This window comes from Afifella sp. IM 167 (assembly GCF_020144925.1).
In the GTDB taxonomy this organism is placed as follows: Bacteria; Pseudomonadota; Alphaproteobacteria; order Rhizobiales; family Afifellaceae; genus Afifella.
In genome coordinates this window covers 257,533-282,829 of record NZ_NSLC01000001.1, presented here as the reverse complement: position 1 = coordinate 282,829, position 25,297 = coordinate 257,533, and the positions used below count along the sequence as shown (strand labels likewise).

Sequence of the window (25,297 nt, the reverse complement as noted above, 5' to 3'; positions counted from 1 at the left end):
CGCGGCGGGGGCTTCCAATGGATGGCAGCTCTGCGCTGGCTTCAGGGTGCCTTCCGGCGGCCGTTATCGCTTGCGCAGCATCTGGCGGGTGAGGGCAAAATAGAGCGGATAGGGCAGGAGGCGGAAGAGCTTCATCGACAGCCGCATCTGCCAGGGGAAGACGATCTCGAAATGCTTCTTGTCCAGCCCGTCCATGATGGCGTCGACCGCCTTGTCGACCGGGATGATGAAGGGCATCGGGAAATCGTTCTTCTCCGTCATCGGGGTGTCGACGAAGCCAGGATTGACGAGGCTGAGGGTGACGCCCCTGCTGCCGAGGTCGGGGCGCAGCGCCTCGCACATGTTGATGAGGGCGGCCTTGGAAGCGCCGTAGGCGGCGGCACGCGGCAGGCCGGCATAGCCGGCGACGGAGGCGACGACGGCGATATGGCCGGCGCCACGTTCCAGAAAGCGCGGGATGACGGGGCCGAGGCCATGGACGGTGCCCATGACGTTGACCTCCATCGTGTGGCGGAAGGCCTCGACGGAAAACTCCTTGCCGGAGAAGGGCGAAAAGGTGCCGGCATTGAGGAAGACGAGGTCGAGCGGGCCGAGCGCGGCCTCGACGCTCTCAAAGGCGCGCGCGGTGGCTTCGGCATCCGTCACGTCGAGCGGAAAGGCGCGGATCGCGCCGGAAAGCGGCTCCGCCTCTTTCGCCAGCGCCTCCAGCTTGTCGGCGCTGCGGGCGCTGACGGCGACCTGCCAGCCATCCCGGGCGAGCCTGAGCGCCAGGGCGCGGCCGATGCCTGTCGAGCCGCCGGTGATCCAGGCGCGCTTTGCGGCAGGTGAGGTCGGGGCTTCGGCTTGCATGGGTTCTCCTTGCGGCGGCTTTGCGGCTGCCGTTCAGAGCTGAACCTGTTGCAGGGCCGGGGAAGGGCAATGGCTGCAGGGGTCGCGCGACACCCGCATCAGGCTCCCACGGGGGAGCTCAGGAGCTGGCGCCTTCGCCGAGGAGCGCCACGACCTTCTCCTCCAGTTCGTCCGCCGGCATCGGGCCGGGCCGCCATTCGCGCACCACGCCCTGCTGGTCGATCAGCACCAAAGTCGGCACGGCGACGACGCGGTAGCGCCTTGCGGTGATCTCCAGCTCGTCGGAGAGCAGTGGATAGGTGACGCCGAGGCGGCGGCCGGCGCCGCGCACCACCGTCTCGCTCTGGCCGGCATTGATGGCGAGAATCTCAAAGCCGCGATCCTTCAGCGCCTGGTAGACCTCCTCGTGCTCCGGCATTTCGCGCAGGCACGGCCCGCATTCGGCGCGCCAGAAATTGAGGAGGACGACCTTGCCGCGATAGGCGGAGAGGTCGACCACGTCCTTGGCCTCGTCGAGCGCGGCGAGCGCCGGGGCGGCCTCGCCCTTCTCGGCCGTCGCCGCCGTCTCCTTGCAGCCGGCAAGGCCGAGGAGAAGCGCGAGCGCGAGGAACGGGAGGAAGGGGCGCATCTCAGAGCCTGCCGGAATTGTCGACGCGCCGGCCGTGCTCGAAGCGGATGGTGCGATCCGTCCTTTCGGCAAGGTCGGGATTGTGGGTGACGAGGACGATGGTACGGCCTTCGCGGTGGAGGGTCGCCAGAAGCTCCATGACGAGGCGCTCGTTCTCTGCGTCCAGATTGCCGGTCGGCTCGTCGGCGAGGATCATCGAGGGTTCGTTGATGAGGGCGCGGGCGATGCAGACGCGCTGCTGCTCACCGCCGGAAAGCTGCGAGGGCAGATGCGCCTCGCGCTCGGCGAGACCGACCCGCGCCAGCGCCGCGCGCGCGCCATGGGTATCGACGACGCTGTGATAGTGCTGGGCGAGCATGACGTTCTCCAGCGCCGAGAGATACGGGATCAGGTGGAACTGTTGGAAGACGAGGCCGATGCGCTCGCGGCGGATCACGGCCCGCTCCTTCTCGCGCATGGTGGAGACGTCGATACCGTCGAGGAGGTAAGTGCCGGCGCTCGAGCGATCGAGGCAGGAAATGATGTTGAGGAAGGTCGTCTTGCCCGAGCCGGAAGGGCCCATGACGGAGACGAACTCACCTTCGCGGATGACGAGGTCGATGCCGTCGAGCGCCTTCAGGGCGCCGAAGGACTTCGTCAGCCCCTTCGTCTCGATCACGGCGCGGGGCTTTTCGGGGTCGGAGACCTCGAACTCCTCGTATGTCTCGATCGATCCTTGGAGCATGGCTATTCTCCCTTGAGAACCTGTGCGGGGACGATGCGCACCGCACGGCGGATGGGAACGATGGCGGCCAGAAGCGCCGCTGCCAGGCAGACGAGAAGCGTCTCCGGCAGGACAATGGCCCGGAAGGAAATGGCGGTGGAGAACACCGCCTGGCCGAGAAGCTGGGCAAGGCCGAAGCCGAGGACGAGGCCGATCAGCGTGCCGAGGAGGGCGAGCGCCAGCGTCTCGGCGAGAAACTGGCGCAGGATCGCCCCGTCATCGGCGCCGAGCGCCTTTTCAAGGCCGATCTCGCGGCTGCGCTCCACGATCATCGCCGTCAGCGTGGTGTTCACGCAGAGTGCCGTGATGACGAGGATGATGCCCGCGACGAAGGCCATCAGCACCTTGATCTTGTCGAGGAGGGCGCCGTCCGACTGCGAGACCTGGCGAATGGGCCGGACGGCCAGCTCCGGGAAGGCCGCAGAGAGGCGCGCAGCGATGGCGTCGGCCTCCTCGCCCTCGGCAGCGACGGAGAGCATGCCGAGATTGACCTTGCCGGACATGCCGAGGAGGCGTTCGGCGAGCGAGCGGTTGACCAGGATCTGGTCGTCCTCCGCCTCGCCGGTTTCCACGACGCCCTTGATCGTCAGTTCCACGCTCTCGCCCGTATCCTTGCCGGCGATGGTGAGGGAATCGCCCGGCTCCAGCTCCAGGGCCGCAGCAAGGCGCGTGCCGATCATGGCGTTGCGGTCGTCGAAATCGACGCCGATCCAGGCGCCTTCCACCTGCCAGTAGGGCGAAAGGGCGCGCGCGCCGGAAAAATCGAGCCCGGCCAGCACCGCCTCGCGCTCGCCGGTACTGACGACGCCGTAAAGGAAGGGCGAGGCGGCGACGAGCTTGTCCGCCGGCAGGGCGACCACCGCCTTGCGATAGGTCTCGGCGGAGAAGGTCTTGTCGCCCGTCGGGTCCGTCGGGGCGAGGATGACGTTGGCGCCGTAGGCGCGCAGCTCGCGGCTCATCTTGGCGCTGACGTCGAAATAAAGGCTCGACAGGGCCGAGATGACGGCCGCGCCGACGGCAATCGCCGCAACGGCGGCCAGCACCCGGCCGCGGCGCATGGTCAGCGCCTTGAAGAGGAGGCGGAGGCCCATACCCCCGCTCCGGGGCATCTTCTCAGCGGCGGCCATAGAGGGTCTCCACGGGTGCGAGCCCGGCGATGGTGCGCGAGGGCAGGATGGAGCCGGCCAGTGCGATGAGGACGGAGCCGACGACGACGACCAGGATGACGATGGCCGGGAAGGCGATCGCCGAGCCGAAGACGGTGACGCCGATCACCTGGGCGAGGCCGGCGCCGATGGCCGCGCCGATCAGCCCGCCGATGATGCCGATGACGACCGCTTCGCCGACGAAGAGGGCGAGGATGGCGGCGCGCGAGGCGCCGAGCGCCTTCATCAGGCCGATCTCGCGGCTGCGCTCCATCACCGCCGTGTTGAGCAGCGAGGAAATCACCATCGCCGAGGAGGCGAAGGCGGCGAGCGCGACGACAAGCATGAGGAGCTGGATCTTGCCGATGACGACGCCTTCCGAATCGGCGACCTGCCAGATGGGCCGCGCCGAGGCGTCGGGCAGCGCCTCTTCGATCTGGTGGACGATGGCGCTCACATAGGCGCTGCAATACCAGGTGTCGTATTCCTCCGCGTCGAGGCCGGACGGGTCGTGGCGGGCGCGGCGGGAAAGGTCGTTTTCCGGGATGGTGAGCGCCGTGACGTCGACGGAGGCGACCTTGCCGACATGGCCGGAAAGGTCCTGGGCGAGAGCGAGCGGGGCGAGGATCTGGCCGTCCTCGGCACCGCCGGCCGTCACGATGCCGGTCACCGTCACCTTTCGCGGCGCGCCGCCATCCTGGGCGGCGAGGCTCAGCGTGTCGCCCGCCGCGATGGCGCGATTGCGGGCAAGGCCCTCGCCGACCGCGACCTCATCAAGCGCGCCTTCGGCGGGCCAGGCGCCGTCGATGCGCCAGAAGGCGTTGGTGGTGGTGACGCCCGTCATGAAATCTTCCGAGCCCTCCACCTTGATCGGCTTCTTGAAGTAGGTGCCGAGGAGCTGCACTTCGGACCCGGTGTCGCCGCCGTCGCCGGCGCGGGTCATGGCGACCTTGACCGGCAGGAAGGGCGACAGGCCGGTGATGTTGTTGCGCCAGAAGATGTCCTTGATCTTCGGCAGGTCCGCCTCCTGGAGGAAGTCACGGCCCGTCAGGGGGTTGTAGTCGACGCCGCCGATGACGAGCGGGATCGATTCCGATTTCGGCACGACATGGATGTTGGAGCCGTAGGCCTTCATCTCGCGTGCCATCTTGTCGCCGACGTCGATGGAGAGCGAGGCGAGCGCCGTCATCAGCGTCGTCGCCAGCGCGATGGTGAGGATCGCGAGGAGCTTGCGGCGCCAGTCGCGGCGGAAGGACTGGGTGAGGAGGCGAGAAAACATCGTCTAGACCTCCGGGTCCCAGTGGACGGCGGCCGGCGCGAGCGGCTCGGCGGCGAATTTCTGCGGGTCGGCGCGGAACGTATCGTAGGAATCGCGGCCGGAGAAATAATAGGTGCGGCCCTCGAACTCGGTCGAATAGGGGGCGCGGGTGTTGATCAGCGTCTCGCCCGTGACCGGATCGGCCACCTCGATTTCGACGAGCTCGGTGAAGAGGCGAGAGCCCTTTTCGAGCTCGGCCTTTGCGATGACGATCCGGCCATCCTCCACCGCATGCTTCATCGGGATCGGATTGCAGCCGCCTGGCTTGCCGATCGAGGGCTGGAAGATGCGCACGTTGCAGGCGATGCAGATGATCTCGTTGCCGCGCTGGATATAGCCGTCGTCGCCGCAGATCATGCAGGCGTCGAAGACGACGCCGATGGCGACATGGTCGGCATCGAAGCGGTTGATGAGGAAGAAACGGACGCGGTGGCCGTCGGAGGTGACGTAGGCGAAGCGGTGAAGGGTGCCGTCGCTTACCGTCTCGACCGGAATCCTCAGATAGCCGTCGGCGGCGACCTCGACCGGTTCGGCCGGCGAGAGGGCGGGCGGCTGGGCGGCGTAGAGGTCGTAATAGAGCATGGAGCCCGCGACGAAGGCCAGCGAGGCGGCAAGGCCGCGGAACCAGCGCCGCTCGCCGAGCGAAAAGGCAAGGGCCTTGCGCCCCTCGGTGCGGGCGCTGCCGGCGGTCTCCTCGGAGAGCCGTCTGGCAGGCGGGCTGCGCATCAGGAAGAGGGCGGCGAGGGCGAGGCCGAGGACGAGCTCGGCATAGATCGCCGCATCGGAATAGTAATCGGCCTTGGCGACAAGCGAGACGCGGCCCGAGGTGACTTCGAGCCAGCCGACCTGCAGGAGGCCGAGGGTGACGTCGCCGGCCCAGACGAGCGCCTCCACGACAATGGCGAGCACGAAGGTGAGGAGCGCGGCGAGGGGCAGGCGGCGCGCGACGTGGCTCGTGGCGGCGGCAAGGCCGGCGAGCGCGAAGGCCGTCAGCGCGATGGCGAAGACGTTGAGAATGAGCTCGGTGTTGAGGACCGATGTCGCCGTCAGCGAATGGGCGGTGACGGCGTCGGAGAAGGCGATCCCCGCCTGGGCGAAAAGCACGAGGGAAAAGAGCGCGAAGACGAGCTGACCGAGGAGCACGGCGCCGGCGAAGCGGAGCGCGAAGGCGGCGAGAAGCGCCAGGAGCGCCGCGCCGAGCGCGGTGGCTTCGGCGAACATGCGGATTTCCGTGACGCTCGCCGCCTCGCCGCTCCAGGCATAGGCCGTGACGCCCGCCGCCGAACCCGCCAAAAGGCCAAAGGCGGCGATGAGGGAAAGGCGTGCTGCGAGGCCCTCGGACCTTCCCCGTCGATCCGCCACGGCCACGATCAGCCCGGCAAGGAGCGCCAGGAGGAAGGTGGCAGGCGCAAAGGCGCGGAAACCGTCGGCGAGATAAAAGCTCAATGTTCTCCCTCTAGCGGATGGGCGGGCCGCCCGGAGGCGACCCGCGAGGCTGGAGCTAGTCCTTGATCGGCACGTAGCTGAAGTTGAAGTCGACGTCGAAAGGCTCGAACCAGGCGCCGACGCCGCTGTCGGCGTCGGTGTGGCGGCCGAAGCCCTGACGGGACGGCGGATCGATATGGTAGGTCAGGTGATAGTTGCCCGGACCCGCCATCTTGATGTTGGAGCCGTAATGCGGCCCGTCGACGGCGACCATCGGCATCAGGTTGCCGCTGATGACCTTGCCGGTATCGGTGTTCTCCAGACGATAGGAGATCGTGAGATACGGGACCCATTCGCCGGCGCCGAAGCCGTTGGGGTTGCCCTTCGTGGCATGGATGTCGGCTTCCAGGTGCACGTCCGCCTGGGCGGCGGGAAGGTCGATGCCGCGCGGCTCCATGTCGATCGGGGTCAGATACACCGCCGCGATTTCCATCGAACCCATTTCCGTGGATTCGCCCGCCGGGAATTCCTTGAATTCCGCGAAGGCGGGGCTTGCCGCCGTGGCGGCAAGGGCGAGGGATGCAATCGTAGCGGGAATGACTTTCATTGGCCGGTTCTCCTTTTGGGTGGTTGGGGGGTCATGCCGCACGAGGCCCGGCCGTGGCCCGGTGCGGAATTCGGTTGCGCGGCGCTCAGGCGGCATGAGCGGGCCTGCCGGAGCGGCGCGCGATCGGGATCGCCGCGAGCGCGGCGAGGATGAGGACGAGCTGCGGGGCGAGCGTCTCCACATAGGGGAAGATGCCGAGGAGCGGGATCTCCGGCATGCCGGTCAGGAGGGTCGGCGAGATCACCTTGCCCTCGATCAGCTCCATGACGCCTTTGCCGGAGAAGACGAAGGCGAGGTAGTAGAGAAGGGCGCCCGTGCCGAAGAAGAAGGGGCGGATCGGCAGGCGCATCGCGCCGTAGCGCATGACGAGGTAGACGACGACGAGAAGGGCCGCGCCGAGCGCGAAGCCGGCGGCGATGCCCGTGCCGCCCGCCGTATCGGCCTCGACGGAGAGCGCCTTGTAGAAGAGCACGGTCTCGGCGCCCTCGCGGTAGACGGCGAGGAAGCCGGCGAGCCAGAGCGCGGTCAGCGAGCCGGTGGAGAGCGAGCCGCCGACCTTGCCCTTGATGTAGGCCATCCACTTCTGCGCCTCGGCCTTGGAAATCAGCCAGTAGCTCATGGTGAAGAGGATGACGGCGGCCGCCAGCATCGTGGCGCCTTCCAGCACCTCCCGCCGGGCGGGCGTCACTTCGAAGACCCAGTCGAGCAGAACCGCGGTTGCCACGCTGGCGACGAGCGCGACGAGGACGGAATTGTAGATGACGCGGCGCTTCTCGCCGTGGCCGATACGCTCCAGGTAGGTGAGCATGGCGGTGACGACGAGCATCGCCTCGAAGCCTTCGCGCAGGATGATCGTCAGGGCGTAGATGAAGAGCGTCGTCGGCGAATCCCCCGTGCCGCCGCCGAGCCTGGCGACGGCCGCGGCGAGATCGGCGCGCGTGGCGGAGAGTTCGTCCTCGAGCGCGGAGGCGTCCGCGCCCTGCTTCATGGCACCGGCGAGGCGGGTGAAATGGCCCTCCAGCGTCGTCTTCATCGTCGTGTCGCGGGCGCCGACGGCCGCCTCCATGCCGGAGGCCTCGAAGACGTCGAAATAGGTGTTCTGCACATGGCGGATCGCGCCGGCGGTGTCCCCGTCCCGGTAAAGATCGATGGCGGCCGTGAGCTCGGTGTCCACCTTGTCGGCCGTGGCGGACCAGTCGCTCGTGGTCTTCTCGGCCGCGTCCGCCCGGGCCTTTGCCCCTTCCGGCAGAGGAAGACCGGGCAGAAGATCCTCGATCTCCGAGACGAGGACGTCGCCGGAAGCGCGAACCATGCGGGCCGGCTTGCCGTCGGCGATGAGGCGGTTGATGCGGGCGAATTCGGCGTTGATGGCCGAATCCTGGCTGGCGGAGAGCTGGCGGCGGACCGCCGTCTCCATCAGGGAGTTCTTGTAGCCGGAGAACTGCGCGTCGAGGACGAGGCGGCTTGCCTCCTCGGCGCGGCCGGCCTCGTAGGCGCCGGCGGCGTCCGACATCTTCGTTTCGATTTCGGCAAGCGCGTCCTGCCAGTAGGGCTCGATCGACTTCGGCGCGGCGGCGGGGGCGGAACTGGCCGTGGCAGCGTTGGCGGCGGCGGTGCTGCCGGTGTCGGGGGCAGCCGCCGCGGAGGGCTCCGCCTTGATCTGGAAGCCCTCTTCCAGCACCGGCACGACCTCCTCGATGGCGGCGATCTGGGCATCGATGCGTGCCTTGATGGCCTCGGCCGGCGCGCCGTCGATCATCGCCTTGCGGATATCGCCGAATTCGGCCTCCAGTTCGTAGCTCTTGGCGGCCGAGACATTGACCCGGATCGGGCCTTCGAGGTTCTCGAAGATCTCGAAATAGGCTCCCTGGACGAGATCCTTCGCGGTTTCCGCGTCGCCGGCCGAATAGGCCTCGGCGGCCCTTGCCAGACGCGATTCCACCTCGTCGGCGAGGCGGCGGTAGTCGAGGCTGTCGGCCGAAACGGAGAAGAACGGCGCCGATAGCGCCAGGAGACAGAGCGAGAGGGCGGCAGCAAGGAAAAGCCGGAACGGGGGGCTGGTCCGACTTTTCCCGCTGCCGAGCGGCGCGGCCCCAAGGTGGGCCGCGCGCAACAAAACATCCGCCTGTGAAGGGTGGTTCGGCGTGGACGCCATGGGACCCCAGTCTCCTCTGTGCTGGAGTTGGGGTATTCCTACTTGACTTTGAGAGTCAACATTGCGGGGGGTGACAAATTGTACATTGGGCTTTCTATAATCTGGAATGATTCTAGTCGCTTACGGCTGCCCTCTTGAGTCGGGTGGACTTTCCCGATTCGCGTGTTGAAGCCACATGCGCGGTTCTGCAGGACGGTGTTGCATCATCGTTCTGGCCGTGCCTGCCGGCGCGCCCTAGAAGCGGTGCCGATGCGGCGGCGGGGACCCGTTCCCGCGCCCTTTCACAGGTCAGGGAGTGAGCTTTGGCAAAGGATCGCGCGGAGATCGTCCGGCGGGCGGACGAAGAAGCGAGGGCGCTCGCAAGGCGCCTCGTTCGCACGGCGCGCTTCGGCGCTCTCGCGGTGGTCGAGCCGGAGACCGGCCATCCGCTGGCGAGCCGCACGGCGCTTGCAACCGACATGGACGGCGCGCCGATCATCCTCATTTCGGAGCTCTCCACGCACCGGCTGGCGCTCGATGGCGATGCGCGATGCTCGCTGCTCGTCGGCGAGCCGGGAAGGGGCGATCCGCTCGCCCATGCGCGCCTCACGCTGATCGGCCGGGCGCGGCAGATCGGGAAGAACACGGACGAATACGCCCGGATCCGCCGCCGCTATCTGGCCCGCCAGCCGAAAGCCTCGCTCTACGTCGATTTCGGCGATTTCGCTTTCTTCCGCATCGAGCCCGAGCGCGCCAGCCTCAACGGTGGCTTCGGCAAGGCCTTTTTCCTGGAGCGGGAGGATCTTCTCCTGCCGGAGGGGCCGGTCGCCGCGCTCGCTTCGTTCGAGGAAGGGGCGGTGAACCACATGAATGCCGACCATGCCGACGCGATCGCGCTCTATGCGCGGTTCCTGTGCAAGGTGAAGGAGCCCGACGAAGGCTGGCAGATCGCAACGCTCGATCCGGAGGGCCTCGATCTCGTCGCCGGGGAGAGCATCGTGCGCCTCGTCTTTCCGAAGGTGGTGGAGAGCGTGGAAGGCTACCGGCCGATCCTCGTCGAACTCAGCAAGGAAGCGCGGGCGCGGCAGGCGGAGGCCGCCGCGCAGTAGCGGCCGCGCGCGCAGTCAGTGGCAGGCCGCGCACAGCCCCTTGATCTCCAGCGTGGTGCGGGCCGGCAGAAAATCGTGCTCGCGCGTCCATGCGCCGATGCGCTTCTGCAGCGCCTCGTCGGAGAATTCCTCGACCTTGCCGCAGGCCTCGCAGATGGCGAAGGCCACCGTCTCGCCGGCGTGATCGGCATGGCAGGAGCAGGCGACGAAGGCATTCAGCGTCTCGATGCGGTGAACGAGCTTCCTGTCCCTCAGCTTGTCGAGAGCGCGATAGATCTGCAGCGGCGCCCGCAGCCCCTCGCCGCGCAGTTCGTCGAGGATCTGGTAGGCGCTGAGCGGGCCTTGCGAATGAAGCAGCGCCTTGAGCACCAGCTCCTGGTTGCGCGTCAGGTTCAGGGTTTCGCTCATCTTCCGCCCTCCGTGGCGGTCTTCGTCCTCGCCCAGGGCAGGGGGAGGAGGCTGAGAAGAAAGACGATCAGGGCCGCGACGACGATCGAGGGGCCGGACGGGGTGTCGAATTCCAGCGAGCCGAAGAGCCCGCCGACGACGGCCGCGACGCCGATCGCCGAGGCCAGCACGGCCATCGCCTCCGGGGTCGGGGCGAAGCGGCGGGCCGTCGCCGCCGGAATGATGAGAAGCGAGGTGATGAGGAGGACGCCGACGATCTTCATGGCGGCGGCGATGATGCCGGCCATCAGGAGCATGAAGACGAGGCGCGCCCGCTCGGCGGCAAGGCCCTCGGCGACGGCGATCTCCTCGCTGACGGAGCCGGCCAGAAGCGGACGCCAGATGAGAATGAGAATGCCGAGCGCCAGCGCGCCGACACCCCAGATCACGGCAAGGTCGAGCCGCGAGACGGCGAGAATGTCGCCGAAGAGATAGCCGGTGAGGTCGACGCGCACCCAGGTCATGAAGGCGATCAGCACGAGGCCGAGGGCGAGCGTGGAATGGGCGAGAATGCCGAGGAGGGCATCGGCCGGCAGGGTGCCGCGGCGCGACAGGGCGAGGAGGCCGAGCGAGGCGAGGCTCGCCACGGCGAAGACGCCGATGGTGAGGTTGATGTCGAAGAGAATGGCGAGCGCGACGCCCAAAAGGGCCGAATGGGCCATGGTGTCGCCGAAATAGGACATGCGCCGCCAGACGACGAAGCAGCCGAGCGGGCCGGCGACGAGGGCGACGCCGATGCCGGCAAGGAGGGCGCGCAGGAAGAAGTCGTCAAGCATGGCGCTTTTCCCCCGTCACCTCGTCCCCCGCACGCTCGCCATGCGGCTCGCCGGCGGAGCCTTCGGCCGTCCGCGCCGGCAGCGGCACCACATCGCCGTGGATGTCGTGGCTGTGGCCGTGATGGTGGCGGTAGACGGCCAGCGTCTCGGCCGCGCGCGGGCCGAAGAGGCGGCGATAGCTTTCGCTGGCGGCGACGAGCTCCGGCGAGCCGGAGCAGCACACATGGCCGTTGAGGCAGACGACGCGGTCGGTCTCGGCCATGACGAGATGCAGATCGTGCGAGATCAGCAGGATACCGCAGGAAAGCCGTTCGCGGATCTCGCCGATCAAACGGTAGACCGCGACCTCGCCGGTGAAATCGACGCCCTGCACCGGCTCGTCGAGGACGAGGAGATCGGGGCGCGTGGCGATGGCGCGGGCGATGAGGACGCGCTGGAACTCGCCGCCCGAAAGGCCCTGCAGCGGCGCGCGGGCAAGATGGGCGACGCCCGTCTCGGCGAGGGCGGCGGCGATCTCCTGGCGGCCGAAGCTGTTCGTCAGCGACATGAAGCGCGAGACGGTCAGCGGCATGGTCCAGTCGATCGCCAGGCGCTGCGGCACATAGCCGACGGTGAGGCCGGGCTTGCGGCGCACCTCGCCCTCGTCCGGCTTCACGATGCCGAGAAGCGCCTTGGCGCTGGTGCTCTTGCCGCCGCCGTTGGGGCCGATCAGGGTGACGATCTCGCCGCGGCGCACGGCAAGGTCGATGCCGCGCACCAGCCAGCGGCCGCCGCGCCTGACGCCGAGCCCGCCTGCCTCCACCAGCGTCTCGCCCGTATGTGCCATCCGTGCCGCGCTCATCGATTCCCGCTTTTCGTATCCCGCATTCTGGCTCTTGCGCCCCTCAATGTCGAACGTTATACCATAACATAAATGTAATGTCATAACATATCGGAGCGTGAAAAGATGGACAAGACGACGGCAGATCGCGGGCGGGCCCGGTTCGGGGCGCGGTTCGGGCCCCTGCGGACGCGCGGCGCAATCCGTGCGGTCGGAGCGGCTCTGTTCTGGGCGGGGCTTGCCGGGAGCGCCGCGGCCGCACCCGACGTCGTCGCTTCGATCAAGCCGATCCATTCGCTGGTCGCCGCGGTGATGAAGGATGTCGGCACGCCGAAGCTCCTCGTGGAGGGGGCGGCCTCGCCGCACACCTATGCGCTGAGGCCCTCCGGCGCGGCGGCGCTGCAGGAGGCCGATGTCGTCTTCTGGGTTGGGCCGGAGATCGAGACGTTTCTCGCCGGGCCGCTGGAGACGCTCGCTTCCGGCGCCGAAGCGGTGGAACTCGGCGAGGCGCCGGGCGTCACGTATCTGGCGCTGCGCGAGGGCGGCACCTTCGAGCACCACGATCACGGCGAGCACGAAGGCGCGGCGCACGAGCATGAGGAGCATGAAGAGGGCGAGACCGACGCCCATGTCTGGCTCGATCCGGCCAATGCCGAAGCGATGGTGCGCGAGATCGCGGCAACGCTTGCCGAAGCCGATCCCGCCAACGCCGAGACCTACAACGCCAATGCGGCGGCCGTCGAAGGCAGGCTCGAGGCGCTGACGAAGGAGCTCGCGGCCGATCTTGAAGCCGTCAAGGGCAAGCCCTTCATCGTCTTCCACGACGCCTTCCACTACCTGGAGAACCGTTTCGGGCTGGAGGCGGCAGGCTCCATCACCGTGAGCCCGGAAGTCTCGCCCGGGGCGCAGCGCATCCGCGAAATCCGCCAGAAGATCCAGTCGCTGGGCGCGGCCTGCGTCTTTGCCGAGCCGCAGTTCACGCCGAAGGTCATCGGCACGGTGACCGAGGGGACGGGGGCGCGCAGCGGCACGCTCGATCCGCTCGGCGCCGATCTTGCCGACGGGCCGGACCTCTACTTCACCCTGATGCGGCGCAACGCCGAGGCGCTGAAGGCCTGTCTGGCCAACTAACGGGAGCGCGGCCGCCAAAGCGAGAAGATTGAAACGCTAATTGTATATACAATTAAATCGCCATGCCATGGCGTCACGAATGCCGACACAGGCCGTCCGGAGAGATCCGGGCTGCCGTTTCGTTTTGACGGCTCCCTGACGCTCTTTGCGTCCTAACCTGACGGAGTCTGGGCCGCTTGCTGGCGCGCTCTGGCGCTGCTAGCGTCCTTCTTTCCGCTATCTCGCTCAATATTTGAACAGAACAAGAGATTATGCAGGATTTTGCAGGGGCATTTGCTGAAGCGTTCCGTCTGGTCGTGTCCCTCGACGCCGATCTCATCGAGATCGTCCTGCTGTCACTGGAGGTCAGCCTCGGCGCCGTGCTGGCGGCGGCGGTGATCGGCCTTCCGCTCGGCGCGATCCTGGCGGTGACGCGGTTTGCCGGTCGCCCGGCGATCATCGTCTTCCTCAACGCCCTGATGGGCCTGCCGCCGGTGGTGGTCGGGCTTGCCGTCTACCTCCTCCTGTCGCGCGCCGGTCCGTTCGGCGTCCTCGACCTCCTTTACACGCCGCTGGCGATGATCATCGCCCAGACCATCCTGGTGACGCCGATCATCGCCGCGCTGACGCGCCAGACGATCGGCGACCTCAAGGAAGAATACGACGACCAGCTCCGGGTCTTCGGCATCGGCCCGTTCGCCTCCGTGGCGACGCTCATCTGGGATGCGCGTTTCAGCCTGATGACGGCGATGCTCGCCGGCTTCGGGCGGGCGATCGCGGAAGTGGGCGCCGTCATCATCGTCGGCGGCAACATCCACCATGTGACGCGGGTGATGACGACGACGATCGCGTTGGAGACTTCGAAGGGAAACCTCGCCCTCGCGCTCGGGCTCGGTGTCCTGCTGGTTTCGATCGCGATCGCCGTCAACATCGTCGTGTCGCTGATGGGCGGCAGGGCGCTGCGCTCGGCCCATGGCTGAGGCCCGCTTCTCCTTTGCCGGAGGCTCGGCCGACATTCCGCGGACCGGCCTTCTCGTGACGACCGGCGTGCTGCCGATCATCGGCCACAAGCTCACCATGGAGCGTGGCGGACGCCAACTTCTCGATATCGACGAGATCGTTCTCGACGGCGCCGTCATCACCGCGATCATGGGGCCGAACGGGGCCGGAAAGACGCTTCTTCTGCGCTGTCTCGCCGGCCTGCAGCTTCCCGATTCGGGCGAGGTGAGCTGGGCGGGGATGCCGCCGGACCGGGCGCGGGCGCTGCGGCTCGGTTTCGTCTTCCAGAAGCCGGTTCTCCTGCGCCGTTCCGTCCTTGCCAATCTCGTCTTCGCCCTGAAAGCGGGCGGCCTGCCGGGCCGCCAGGCGCGCATCGTGGCCGGGCAGGCGCTGAAAGCGGCACGGCTGGAGAGGCTCGCCCGCTCTCCGGCGCGGCTTCTTTCCGGGGGCGAGCAGCAGCGGCTTGCCCTGGCGCGCGCGCTGGCGCTGAAGCCCGACATCCTCTTCCTCGACGAGCCGACGGTGAGCCTCGATCCGGGATCGGCCGTCGCCATCGAGGCGATGGTCCGCAGCGCCGCCGCGGCCGGCACGAAATGCGTCCTCGTCAGCCACGACATCGGCCAGGCCCGCCGTCTCGCCGAGGAGGTCATTTTCCTTTCCGGCGGACGGATCACCGAAAGGGCCGCGGCGCCCCGGTTCTTTCGCGAGCCCCAGAGCCGCGAGGCGAAAGCCTATCTCGCCGGCGAGATTCTCGCCTGACGAAGCGCATCAACGACAAGCAGGAGGAAACCTGATGAGACTAGCGAAACCGATTGCCCGCCTCGCGCTCGCCGCGCTGCTTATGGCAGCTGCCGGCGCGGCGCACGCGCAGGGCTACATCGTGGTCCAGTCGACGACCTCGACGCAGAATTCCGGTCTCCTCGACTACCTGCTCCCGGTCTACGAGGAACGCACGGGCACGCAGGTGCGGGTCGTCGCGGTCGGCACCGGGCAGGCGATCAAGAACGCGCAGAACTGCGACGGCGACGTGCTTCTCGTGCATGCCAAACCGGCGGAGGAGAAGTTCGTCTCCGAGGGCTACGGCGTGAAGCGCTTCGACCTCATGTACAACGACTTCGTCATCGTCGGTCCACCTTCCGACCCGGCGGGTATCGCCGGGATGACCGACGCGCCGGCGGCGCTTCTCAAGATCGCCGAGGCGAAGGCGCCCTTCGCCTCGCGCGCCGACGATTCCGGCACGCACAAGAAGGAGCTGTCGCTCTGGAAGGGCAGCGGCATCGACCTTTCTGCCGCTTCCGGCAGCTGGTATCGCGAGACCGGCTCGGGAATGGGCGCGACGCTCAATACCGCCGTGGCGATGAACGCCTATACGATGACGGACCGGGCGACCTGGATCGCCCATCAGAACCGCGGCGAGCTGAAGATCCTGGTGGAGGGCGACGACAAGCTCTTCAACCAGTACGGGGTGATCCTCGTCAGCCCCGAAACCTGCCCGAGCACCAAGACGGAACTCGGACAGGAATTCATCGACTGGCTGCTTTCCGAAGACGGGCAGGGGGCGATCGCCGACTACCGCGTCGCCGGCCAGCAGCTCTTCTTCCCGAACGCTTCGGGCAAGTGAGGCCCACGAGCGGCGGGCACGGGTTACGGGGGCGTTGGGCGGCCCGTTCTCCCTGGTGGGAACGGGCCGTCTGGCTGCCGGCGCCTCAGCCGCCGTTGAAATGAACGCGGCCTAGGCCCGATACGTCATAGCCGCCGAGTTCCTCGGCGCGGCGCAGGAAGGCCTCTGTGCGGGCGAAGGCGAAGAGCTTCTGCATGGCGGCGCCGAAGAAGTCGCGCGGGCGCACGGCGATGTCGTAGCGTTCCGTCGCGATGGGAAGGAAGCCGAGGTCGTACTGGGCGGCGACGGAACGAATGGCGAGGCCGCAATCGGCATGGCCGGTTGCGACGGTCTGGGCGACGTCGGCCTCGCTGCGCGGCGGCGGGTCGACGAAGGTGAGCGTTTCGGCAAGGCCCGGCTGGGAGGCGGCGAGAACGTCGAAGAGGCGGCGGCTGCCCGCGCCCTCCTGGCGGCGCGCGATCTTCCTGCCGGCGAGGTCCGCAAGCGAGGCGATCTTCCTGCGATTGTTGCGCGGAAGGACGAAGCCCTGTTCGCGGCGGGCCCATTCCAGGAGCACGACAGGTTCCACCGGCATGGCGCGCGCAAGGGCATGCCGGTTTCCGGAAGGAAGGTCGCCGGACGCTTCTTCACATCTTTCCACAGAATCGGAAGCCCCGGCCGGCTCCGCCGGCAAGTGCATCCCGCAAGCGAGTGCCTTTCCGGCGGAAAATCGCTCCAGCCCGTCGGAACTGCCGTCGAAATAGGTGGGCAGTTCCGTACCCGCCTCGCGCAGCGCCCAGTCCAACAGGGGATCGTGACTGCCGACCACCACGGCGGGCGCGGCGGCCACGCCGGTCAGCTCCGGACCATACTCCGTGCTCGCCCTCAACCAGGCCGCGATCGCCTCGCGCGGAAAGATGAACTTGCCCGTGACGCGCACCACCGGGATGCGGTTTTCAGCCACAAGCTCATAGATCTTGCGCTCCTTGATGCGCAGCAGTTCGGCGAGTTCGCGGGTGGTAAGGAATTCCTGCATCGGCTGGCTATGCCGCATCCCCCGCGGGCTTGGAAGAGGTATGATCCCTCAATCTAGGGCTCCGCGACGAACCCGCAGTATCGAATTTAACTAAAATTAACTTCAGATCTGACTTCATATTGCCTGCGAAAATAGTAGATCGCAGCCGATATAAAGTATAATTTACATTCAAGGTGGAGGAGGCGAAGGTCTCAAGCAGCGAGAAGCGCGGGGGGCGCGTGGACCGTTAGCGCTCCATTTACGCTAGGGGAAATCCACCCGCGGTGCGTCCTTCCCCTAGGGAATTAGTCATCTTGGTGGGCGATATGTGAGGCATACGGGTCGGAGGGGCCGCCGAAGTGACCGAAAATGCCGTGACGATTATGCGCGCCGATTGGGCGCCTGCAAAACTACCTTCTGGCTCCGCGCCGTTTGCGGCGGGCGGACCTTCGATCTTCGATCAGAATGTTGTCGGTGCAGCGCAGATCCGCGGCAGGGATTATGCGGTCTTGCGGGCGAATACGCGTTTCTACGAAATTCTCAGGCGACACGAGGATATGAGCCCGACGGGCGCGCTGTTCGAGGGCGCGGGCCCGGAAGCCGTGCGCTGGGCCGAAAGCCTTGCCGCGCTCGGCGCCGGGCAGATTTCCGAGTTCGCCCTGGAGCTGCGCCTTCTCGACGAAGAAGCGCGGCCTTTCTGGATCAGTCTCACGGCCTATTCGTGCAAGGGGGGCGACGGCGAAATCCTCGTCATCGCCACCGACATCAGCGATCGCATGCGGTTGCAGGAGGCCGCGCGCCAGGCGGAAAGCAAGTTTCGCAATATCTACGAGAACATTTCCGAGGGCGTCTATCGCTCCTCGCCGGACGGGCGGCAGCTCGCCGCCAATCCCTCGCTGGTCCGCCTCAACGGCTATGAGAGCGAGGCGGCGATGCTGGCCGGCGTGCGCGACATCGCGACCGAATGGTATGTGGATCCGGGCCGGCGCGCGGAGTTTCAGCGCATCCTCTTCGAGAAGGGGCGCGTGGAGAGCTTCATCTCGGAGGTCTATCGCCACAAGACGCGCGAACGGATCTGGGTGGAGGAGAACGCCCATCTCGTGCGCGACGAGGTGACGGGATCGCCTCTTTATTATGAGGGCACCGTCCGGGAGGTGACCGCCACCGTCCAGCAGCTGATGCTGCACGACCGGCTGCAGAAGATCGGCGCCGTCATCTGTGCCTGTCTCTTCCAGTTCCGCCGCCATGCGAACGGCCACCTCGCCATGCCCTATGCGGGGCTCGGGCTCGAGCCGCTCTTCGGCGTCGCCCCGCAGATGGTGCGCGAGGACGCTTCCGATCTGCTCGCCGTCATCCATGCGGAAGACCGCAACCGCCTGGAACACAGCCTGGCGCGCTCGGCGGCGCGGATGACGCCCTGGAACCTGGAATTTCGCGTCAACCATCCCGAGCGCGGCACGATCTGGCTCTCAGGGCGGGCCGTGCCGGACCGCGAGGGCGACGGCTCCATCCTCTGGCACGGCTTCATTTCGGACGTGACGGCCATCAAGTCGAACGAGCGGCAGATCTACGAGCTCGCCTATTTCGATTCGCTGACCGGCCTGCCGAACCGGCAGATGCTGCGCGACAGGCTGCGGATGGCGCTGGCGGCGAGCCGGCGCAACGGCAGCCACGGGGCGCTGCTCTTTATCGACCTCGACAATTTCAAGCTCATCAATGACACCCATGGTCACGATGTGGGCGACCTGCTCCTCGTTTCCATCGCGCAGCGGCTGCGCCAGTGCCTGCGCGAGGTCGACACGGTCGCGCGCCTCGGCGGCGACGAATTCGTCGTGCTGCTGCAGGATCTCGGCGACAGCGCGACCCGGGCGATGCGCCATGCCGAAACGGTCGCCCGCAAGGTGCTGGAAGCGATCGATCAGCCCTGCCTGCTCAACGGCCGGCATTTTCAGACCACCTGCAGCGTCGGCCTCACGCTCGTAGAGGGCGAAGGCGCCGATTCCGACGAGGTGCTGAAGCGGGCGGACCTTGCCATGTATGAAGCCAAGGCGGCGGGCCGCAACGCGCTACGGTTCTTCGCGCCGCGCATGCAGAAGGTCGTCAGCCGGCGCGCGGAAGCGGTGTCGGAGCTGCGCCGGGCGCTGGATGAGCGGGAGGTGGGCTTCGACCTCGAGGGCCAGTTCGACCTCGACGGCCAATGCCGGGGAGCGGAACTCATTCTTCACTGGCAGCGCGGCGAGGAAGCGCCGATGGGGGCGGCCGAACTGACGGCGCTGGCCGAGGAGGGAGGGCTCGGCGAATCGTTGAGCCGTCTTGCCGTCGAATCGGCCTGCCGAATCCTCGCGCAATGGGACGCCGATCCCGAGCGCAGCCAGCTCAGCCTTTCCCTCAACGTCAGCCCGCGTCTTTTCAGCGAGCCCGGCCTCCTGCGTCTCGTCGGCCGGCTCCTGCGGCAGAGCGGGGCCAATCCCCGCCGGCTGAAGCTGGAGGTCTCCGAAGGCGTGATGAAGGGCGACCTCACCGTCGCGGCGGACAAGATGCGCCGGCTGCGCGCTCTCGGCGTGCGGGTGGTGCTCGACGATTTCGGCAGCGGCCTCGTCGCGCTCGGCTCGGCCAAGCTCCTGCCCTTCGACGAGATCAAGATCGCTTCTTCCTATGTGCACGGGATCGAGGAGAGCGAGAATCACCGCGCCGTGGCGCGAACGATTCTGCGAATCGCGCGCAGCCTCGACGTTGTCGCCGTGGCCGGCGGGGTGAGGACATCGCGCCAGATCGCCGAACTCTCGGATGCCGGCTGCCGCCTCTTCCAGGGCCCCGCATTCGCGCCTGCCGTGTCTTTCGAACGATTCGACGCCGAGGTTTTCGCCGCCCGCGGGCAGTCGGCCGCCCGCCAGTCTGGCGTCGCCGCCACAGGCTGAGCCGCGGCAAAGCCGCCGCCAGGCTAGCGGGACGGCGCCTTTCCCATCGTTCGCCTCGCCGCGAGGCGTCTCCAACGCCCGGTGAATCCCCGGCCCGCGCCCGGCCTCCTCGCCCCGACGGAGCGGAGAATTCGGGGGTCTGTCTGCTCGTGGCAATTGTGCAACATCGACAGGCAAAGGGTGTGGCGACCCCAATCTGGTGTTGCCTGTGCAAGGCGGATGCATAGTGTGGCTTCAGGCAGCCATGAGGCAGCCCACTTCTTCGAGAGAAGAGGTTCAGGGCGGGGAAGCCGACCTTGAGAACCGGAGCCAACAAGGCGATGGACCAAGGATTGACAACCCCGGCTCATGCAACTTGGACTGGAGGTCTACAATGAAACTCAAGAGCCTTCTCTTCGGCTCTGCGGCTGCCATGGTGGCCGTTACCGGCGCTCAGGCAGCCGATCTGCCGATCGCTGAGCCGGTCGAATACGTCCGCATCTGCGACGCCTTCGGCACGGGCTTCTACTACATCCCGGGCACCGACACCTGCTTGAAGGTCGGCGGCCGGGTCCGCGTGGAAATGCACTGGGTGGACGCTGATCCCCCGGTCGGTTCCAACATCGGCGTGACCGATCGTAACTTCAACAACTACACCAGCCGCGCTCGTGGCTACGTGCGTCTCGACGCCCGTAACCAGACCGACTTCGGCATGCTGCGCGCCAACCTGGGCATCTACCAGACGCTTGGCCCGTCCAACTTCGGCGACACGTACACCGAAGGCACGACGCTGGAGACTGCGTTCATCCAGATCTCCAACGACATGGGCACGTTCACGTTCGGTCATGCCTCGTCGTTCTTCGACTACTGGGCGACCTACGCGTTCGACACCCGCATCGGCACGGACGATCCGACGGGCGAGCAGACGCTCATGGCCTACACCTTCAACGTGGGCAACGGCGTTTCGGCCTCTCTCTCGCTGGAAGACTCCAAGTCTGACGGTCGTCGCGGCGGCGGTGTTGGCCTCTACGGCGGCAACCGTTACCCGGATCTGATCGCGAACATTCGCGTCGATCAGGGGTGGGGTTCTGCCCAGGTCATGGGTGCCCTGCGTGAGGTTCGTGGTGCTGGCCCGGGTGCGGGCGACACCGAGCTCGGTTGGGCGATCGGCGCTGGCGCCGAGGTTGCCGTCCCGGGTACCGGCTTCAAGGTCGGTGGCCAGGCTGGCTACTCCGAGGGCGCTGTCGGCTACATCATGAGCGGTTCGGCCGGTTACGGCGGCATCATTGCCGGCACGGTCACCGACGGTGGCTACACGGCGGCGACTGGCGTCAGCCTCTCCAACGCGTGGACGGTCCGCGGCGGTATCTCCGCTGACTTCGCCACCAACTGGACGGCCTCGATCTCGGCCTCCTACGGCGATGTGGACAACGCTGCCACGAGCGGCTTCGTCGACTTCGACCTCTGGGGCGTTGCGGCCAACGTTGCCTGGACCCCGGTCTCCGGCTTCCTGCTTGGCGTCGAAGCGGCCTACTCTTCGGTCGACTTCGCTGCTGGCACGGCTTCTGCGGATGCCGACGCTTTCGGCCTGATGGTTCGCGGTCAGCGCACCTTCTAATCGCCTAAAGCGATCAGATCCAAGGGAAGGCCCGGCGGAAACGCCGGGCCTTCTTCTTTTTGGGGGGAGCCTTGCGCAGCAGCTTCGCCCAGCCCCGCGGGGGATTTCGTTCCCCTTCGTGATGCCCCCTTCGTGAGGCGCGCTTTTGCCGGGCCGCATCGGGATGCGCCCCCGCCGCAACGCCCCCCGGCCGTTCTCCTCGTCTCTTTTCTCCCCGGTCTCACCCAGCATCTCGCGCTTTCCAGCCGCGAACTTGCGCGCCGTTTGTCGCGAGCGGCTCCAGCCTCCGCATCAGGTGCTGCGGCAAACGCGTGGGGGCGGATCTCTTCCCTTGCCAGTCGTCGGGATGCTGCCCTGCCGGCGTGACGGCTTGCCATGCCGCAATCGGCGTGCGGCGGCTGCCGCTGGGCGGCGACACGGCCGGATGGGGCTGATGGTGTGCGGAGAGCGCAGCTTCCGAGACAGAGGCTCTCGGGCTATCGGCCCCGGCGGGAAGTTCGGGCCATTCCGGCGCCGGAGCTCCGTGTCCCGGTGATCGCGGCGCGGCGGTTCAGGCTGCGGCGCGCCGTTCGTCGCAGCGGCGGGCGAAGGCGGCGATGCGATTGAGGGTCGGCCGGTCGCGCAGAAGCGGCGCGTGTCCCTGGCCCGGCACCGTGAGGCGCTCCATCGAAGGATGCCTGCGGGCCATCTCGTCGACGACCGAGGGGCTGAGAAGGTCGGAATTGGCGCCCCGGATCGACATGACCGGGATCTTCGCGAGGCTGGCGAATTGCGGCCACAGCGTCGGGACCTCGTCCTCCAGGTCGAGATTTTGCACCGTCTTCATGAGGTTCGGGTCGAAGTCCGGTTTGAGTTCGCCGTCGACCTTGACGAACATCGCCTCGGTGAAGGCTCTCCAGTCCTCGTCGTCGACGCCTGTGAAGGTGCGGCCGTTGATCTGGCGGACCAGTTCCTCCGCTTCCGCCCAGGTGCGGGGCGGGCGCATGCGGCCGAGGTAGTTCTTGATGCGGGCAAGGCCCGTGCCCTCGATCTTCGGCCCGATGTCGTTGAGCACGACGCCGGCGAGCAGCTTCGGGCGGATGGCGCCCAGAATCATCGCAGCGAGGCCGCCGCGCGACGTGCCGATGAAGACGGCCTCGGGGATGTCGAGCGCGGTCATTACCGTGACGACGTCGGCCGTCTCGACGAGAGGGTGGTAGTTCTTCCAGTTGCGGTCGTAGCCGGAGAGGCCCCGGCCGCGATAATCGAGAGCGACGACAGTGCGCGGCGCTTCGGCATGGCCGGCGAAGAAGCTTGCAAGGCGCTGGAAGTCGCGGGCGTTTCGCGAGAGACCGGGCAGGCAGACGAGCGGCAGGCGCTCCGCGTGCCATTCGCCGTAAAAACGCAGGCCGAGCTTCAGCCCGTCCTGCGCCGGCACATGCATGATCTTCTCTTCGACGTCGGCTTCCGCGGCCATTGCCTTCCCCAAACCCGTTGCCCGCAATAGCGGATTCTGACGGTGGTTCAAGCACGCGCTGGCAACGGGCCCCGCTCTAGCGGATCGGCTCGCCATGCTTCAGGTCGGAGGTGATCGACAGGGCGTGGCCGAGGCGGCTGCGGTAGGATTGCAGGTTCTCCATCACCTTCTGCACGTAGTTGCGCGTCTCGTCGAAGGGGATGCGCTCCACCCAGTCGACTGGGTCGGTGACGCCGCCGCGGGGATCGCCATAGCGCCTCACCCAGTCGATGGCGCGGCCGGGGCCGGCGTTATAGCCGGCGAAGGTCATGATGTAGGAGCCGCGCAGGTTGGTGAGAAGCTCGCCGAGATGGGCGGCGCCGAGGGTGGCGTTGTAGGCGGGATCGGAGGAGAGTCGCACAAGGGAGAAGGGCAGGCCGATCTGGCGCGCCGTGGAGCGGGCCGTCGCCGGCATGAACTGCATCAGCCCGCGCGCGCCGACATGGCTCGTCGCCGAGGCGTTGAAGGCGCTCTCCTGCTTGGAGACGGCGTAGAGCAGGGCGCGATCGACGATGTCCGGCTGCGGGATATCGGTGGGCACGACGATGAGCGGGGCCCTCAGGGCGCCGACATCGACGCCTTCGGCATCGGCGCGGGCGGCCGCCAGCATACCGAGATGCGGCTCCTCGATGCGGCGCGCCAGCGTGTCGAGAAGGGCGAGCTCGCCCGGGCTCTTCAGCTTGTCGCCGAGCGCCAGGAAGAAGGGGCGGGTGCGGAAGGAATGGCCGGCGGCCGCGAGCCTCTTGATGGCGTGGACTTCGTCGCGGGCGGCAAAGCGCAGCCGGTCGAGCGCGGAAGGTCGCGGGCGCATCTCCAACCCGGTATGGGCGATGCCGAGCGCATCGCGGGCGAGCTGGCCGTAATAGGTGGCGCCGTGTTCGGCGGCCCGGCCATAGGCAAGGCGCGCCATCGTCTCCGCGCCGGCGGCCGCATGGGCACGGCCGAGCCAGTAATAGGCGCGGGCGATCGAGCGGGGTTGGGTCGCCACGGCGGCGATGCGCGCAAAGTGGCCGCGCGCGGCGCGTGGCGAATCGAGGTAGCGCAGCGCCAGCCAGCCGGCATGGAACTCGGCTTCGACGAGATCTTCCGGCGAGACGGCGGCATGGGTGGCGGCGACGGAATAGGCGAGGGCGGGATAGCCCGCGTCGAGCAGCGCCCGGGCGATGTCCTTGCGCAGCTCCCACCATCGGTCGCCGTCGCCGAGCCCGGCCGCATCGCGCGTGACGAGGCCGAGACGGAGGCCGGCGTCGAGGTTGCGCCCGTCGCGGTGGAGCAGCAGGACGCGCGCATATTCGAAGGCGGGCTCGTCGCGGAACCGGTCCTTCAGCGCCATCAGGCTCGCCTCGGCGCCCTTCTTGCGGGCGATCACGCCGGCGACAGCGCGGGCAAGCTGGTCGTAGCCGGGGCCGATCGCCTGGCCGACCTTGATCGCATCGCCGCTCCTTCGCTGCAGGAGCAGGCGGCGGAAGCGGAAGAGATGGTCCTGTTTCGATAGCGCGGCGGCGTGCTCGGCCAGGATATGGGCGGAAAGCGATTCACGCAGGTTCTTCTCGCGCCACAGGCGGCGGACGATCGGCCGGCTGCGGCCGGTCTCGCCGGCATCGGCATAGGCATCGGCAAGCTTCAGCCAGCCGTCGTCGGTGAGCGGCTGGTGGGAGGCGTAGTAATCGCGAACCGCCCCGTCGCCGGGGCCGGAGCGCAAAAAGGCCTGCTCGGCGCGCAGTTCCAGAAGCTCCGGCTCGGGCCAGTCGGGGTGGCGCTCCAGGACGGCGCCGATCTCGGCGGCGGAAAGGCCGGAGATCGGTGCGCGCGCCACGAACCAGGCGACCAGTTTGCGGTCGAATGTCGACGGCAGTTCCCGCGAAAAGGCGAGTGCGCTGGTATAGGCGTCGCCCGTGACGAGATCGAGCCCGCGCTTCAGAAGGTTCGCATCGGCAAAGCCGAAAGGCGGCCTGTCGTTCTTGATGCGCGCGAGGCGGGCCGCTGCCGCCCCTTCCGGCTGCGGACGCGGGCGGGGGCCGAAAAAGGCGAGCTGTTCGCCTGCCTGCGTTGCTGCCTCTGCCTTTTCCGGCTCGGGCGCCGGTGCAGGCTCGGCGGATGCAATGGCCGTCTCGCCCTCGGCAGCGGTTGCGGCCGGCTCGTCCGGTGCCGTCGCCGTCTCCTGCGCCTTGTCGTCGGCGGCGCTTGCGGTGTCCGAGGCGAGATCCGGGGCCTCGGCCTCGGCGTCGCTCGCTCCGGTCTCCGCTGCGACCGGCTCTTCGGCGAGTGCGGCATCCGTGGGGGGCGTGGCTTCGGCGTTCTCCGCGCCGTCTCCGGCGGGGCGGGGACGCGGCAGCTCGTCGGCCTTTCCGTCGCCGGCCGGGCGGGCTTTCGGCAGGCTCGGACGGGCCTCGGCCGCCATCGCCGGGGCGGGGGCGATCACGCTGGCGAGGCCGGCCATGCCGAGCGCCGCCGGCAGAGCCGCCGGCAACCACAAGGCGAAGGCGGCGAGCGCCACGATGCTCCTCTGCGTCAGCTTCAAGACGTTCCGCTTCTCCTGCCG

The 25,297-nt window shown here is 67.7% G+C and carries 21 protein-coding genes; 7 read left to right on the top strand and 14 right to left on the bottom strand.

Annotation, left to right across the window (positions count from 1 at the left end; all coding sequences use genetic code 11):
* Positions 1 to 63 precede the first annotated feature (63 nt).
* From CLD20_RS01395 to CLD20_RS01360, 8 genes are all read right to left on the bottom strand, one after another.
* Entirely contained in the window at positions 64 to 849 is a 786-nt protein-coding gene (locus CLD20_RS01395; RefSeq protein WP_224404801.1) for an SDR family NAD(P)-dependent oxidoreductase, read from the bottom strand.
* 118 nt (positions 850 to 967) lie between these two features.
* Positions 968 to 1,477 (bottom strand): TlpA disulfide reductase family protein, encoded by a 510-nt coding sequence (locus tag CLD20_RS01390; RefSeq protein ID WP_224404800.1) that lies wholly within the window; start codon positions 1,475 to 1,477, stop codon positions 968 to 970.
* Between the two features lies 1 nt (position 1,478).
* A complete protein-coding gene (locus CLD20_RS01385; protein ID WP_224404799.1) occupies positions 1,479 to 2,201 on the bottom strand; it encodes an ABC transporter ATP-binding protein in 723 nt (240 codons plus the stop codon).
* Between the two features lie 2 nt (positions 2,202 to 2,203).
* A complete protein-coding gene (locus tag CLD20_RS01380; protein WP_224404798.1) occupies positions 2,204 to 3,331 on the bottom strand; it encodes an ABC transporter permease in 1,128 nt (375 codons plus the stop codon).
* A 22-nt stretch (positions 3,332 to 3,353) separates the two neighbouring features.
* Positions 3,354 to 4,664, bottom strand: coding sequence for an ABC transporter permease (locus CLD20_RS01375; protein WP_224404797.1), 1,311 nt, complete (start codon positions 4,662 to 4,664; stop codon positions 3,354 to 3,356).
* A 3-nt stretch (positions 4,665 to 4,667) separates the two neighbouring features.
* Complete coding sequence (locus CLD20_RS01370) at positions 4,668 to 6,149, bottom strand: Fe-S-containing protein (protein WP_224404796.1); 1,482 nt, start codon at positions 6,147 to 6,149, stop codon at positions 4,668 to 4,670.
* 55 nt (positions 6,150 to 6,204) lie between these two features.
* Positions 6,205 to 6,735, bottom strand: a complete 531-nt coding sequence (locus CLD20_RS01365) for an iron transporter (protein WP_224404795.1) — start codon at positions 6,733 to 6,735, stop codon at positions 6,205 to 6,207.
* 85 nt (positions 6,736 to 6,820) lie between these two features.
* On the bottom strand, positions 6,821 to 8,848 hold the full coding sequence (locus CLD20_RS01360; RefSeq protein ID WP_224404794.1) for an FTR1 family protein: 2,028 nt from the start codon (positions 8,846 to 8,848) through the stop codon (positions 6,821 to 6,823).
* Between the two features lie 344 nt (positions 8,849 to 9,192).
* On the opposite strand from CLD20_RS01360, the gene CLD20_RS01355 reads away from it, so the two are divergent.
* The gene (locus tag CLD20_RS01355) at positions 9,193 to 9,978 is read left to right on the top strand and encodes a HugZ family protein (protein ID WP_224404793.1); all 786 of its coding nucleotides are present in this window, start codon (positions 9,193 to 9,195) and stop codon (positions 9,976 to 9,978) included.
* Positions 9,979 to 9,993: 15 nt separating this feature from the next.
* Here the strand turns inward: CLD20_RS01355 and CLD20_RS01350 are convergent, their stop codons facing one another.
* From CLD20_RS01350 to znuC, 3 genes are read right to left on the bottom strand one after another with little or no spacing between them, the layout of a single operon-like run.
* Entirely contained in the window at positions 9,994 to 10,386 is a 393-nt protein-coding gene (locus tag CLD20_RS01350; protein WP_224404792.1) for a Fur family transcriptional regulator, read from the bottom strand.
* A complete protein-coding gene (locus tag CLD20_RS01345; protein ID WP_224404791.1) occupies positions 10,383 to 11,201 on the bottom strand; it encodes a metal ABC transporter permease in 819 nt (272 codons plus the stop codon). The genes CLD20_RS01350 and CLD20_RS01345 overlap by 4 nt, the downstream gene beginning before the upstream one ends.
* Positions 11,194 to 12,042, bottom strand: a complete 849-nt coding sequence (znuC, locus tag CLD20_RS01340) for a zinc ABC transporter ATP-binding protein ZnuC (protein ID WP_304504340.1) — start codon at positions 12,040 to 12,042, stop codon at positions 11,194 to 11,196. Before znuC ends, CLD20_RS01345 begins: the two co-directional genes overlap by 8 nt.
* 180 nt (positions 12,043 to 12,222) lie before the next feature.
* Here znuC and CLD20_RS01335 point away from each other — a divergent pair, with 180 nt between their 5' ends.
* From CLD20_RS01335 to CLD20_RS01320, 4 genes are all read left to right on the top strand, one after another.
* Positions 12,223 to 13,152 (top strand): metal ABC transporter solute-binding protein, Zn/Mn family, encoded by a 930-nt coding sequence (locus CLD20_RS01335; protein ID WP_224405044.1) that lies wholly within the window; start codon positions 12,223 to 12,225, stop codon positions 13,150 to 13,152.
* Positions 13,153 to 13,403: 251 nt separating this feature from the next.
* Positions 13,404 to 14,111 (top strand): ABC transporter permease, encoded by a 708-nt coding sequence (locus tag CLD20_RS01330; protein WP_224404790.1) that lies wholly within the window; start codon positions 13,404 to 13,406, stop codon positions 14,109 to 14,111.
* Entirely contained in the window at positions 14,104 to 14,889 is a 786-nt protein-coding gene (locus CLD20_RS01325; RefSeq protein ID WP_224404789.1) for an ATP-binding cassette domain-containing protein, read from the top strand. The genes CLD20_RS01330 and CLD20_RS01325 overlap by 8 nt, the downstream gene beginning before the upstream one ends.
* A gap of 34 nt (positions 14,890 to 14,923) precedes the next feature.
* Positions 14,924 to 15,751, top strand: coding sequence for a substrate-binding domain-containing protein (locus CLD20_RS01320; RefSeq protein WP_370636726.1), 828 nt, complete (start codon positions 14,924 to 14,926; stop codon positions 15,749 to 15,751).
* An 85-nt stretch (positions 15,752 to 15,836) separates the two neighbouring features.
* Here CLD20_RS01320 and CLD20_RS01315 read toward each other — a convergent pair whose 3' ends face one another.
* Entirely contained in the window at positions 15,837 to 16,766 is a 930-nt protein-coding gene (locus CLD20_RS01315) for a helix-turn-helix transcriptional regulator (RefSeq protein WP_224404788.1), read from the bottom strand.
* 536 nt (positions 16,767 to 17,302) lie between these two features.
* Between CLD20_RS01315 and CLD20_RS01310 the strand changes: the two genes are divergently transcribed.
* Together CLD20_RS01310 and CLD20_RS01305 are read left to right on the top strand one after the other, a co-directional pair.
* Entirely contained in the window at positions 17,303 to 19,663 is a 2,361-nt protein-coding gene (locus tag CLD20_RS01310) for a bifunctional diguanylate cyclase/phosphodiesterase (protein WP_224404787.1), read from the top strand.
* 373 nt (positions 19,664 to 20,036) lie between these two features.
* Positions 20,037 to 21,260: a porin gene (locus CLD20_RS01305; protein WP_224404786.1), complete on the top strand. Its 1,224-nt coding sequence runs from the start codon at positions 20,037 to 20,039 to the stop codon at positions 21,258 to 21,260.
* 550 nt (positions 21,261 to 21,810) lie between these two features.
* Here the strand turns inward: CLD20_RS01305 and CLD20_RS01300 are convergent.
* Both CLD20_RS01300 and CLD20_RS20300 read right to left on the bottom strand, forming a co-directional pair.
* The gene (locus CLD20_RS01300; RefSeq protein ID WP_224404785.1) at positions 21,811 to 22,716 is read right to left on the bottom strand and encodes an alpha/beta fold hydrolase; all 906 of its coding nucleotides are present in this window, start codon (positions 22,714 to 22,716) and stop codon (positions 21,811 to 21,813) included.
* Between the two features lie 76 nt (positions 22,717 to 22,792).
* Positions 22,793 to 25,276, bottom strand: coding sequence for a lytic transglycosylase domain-containing protein (locus tag CLD20_RS20300; RefSeq protein ID WP_304504339.1), 2,484 nt, complete (start codon positions 25,274 to 25,276; stop codon positions 22,793 to 22,795).
* Between the last annotated feature and the right edge of the window lie 21 nt (positions 25,277 to 25,297).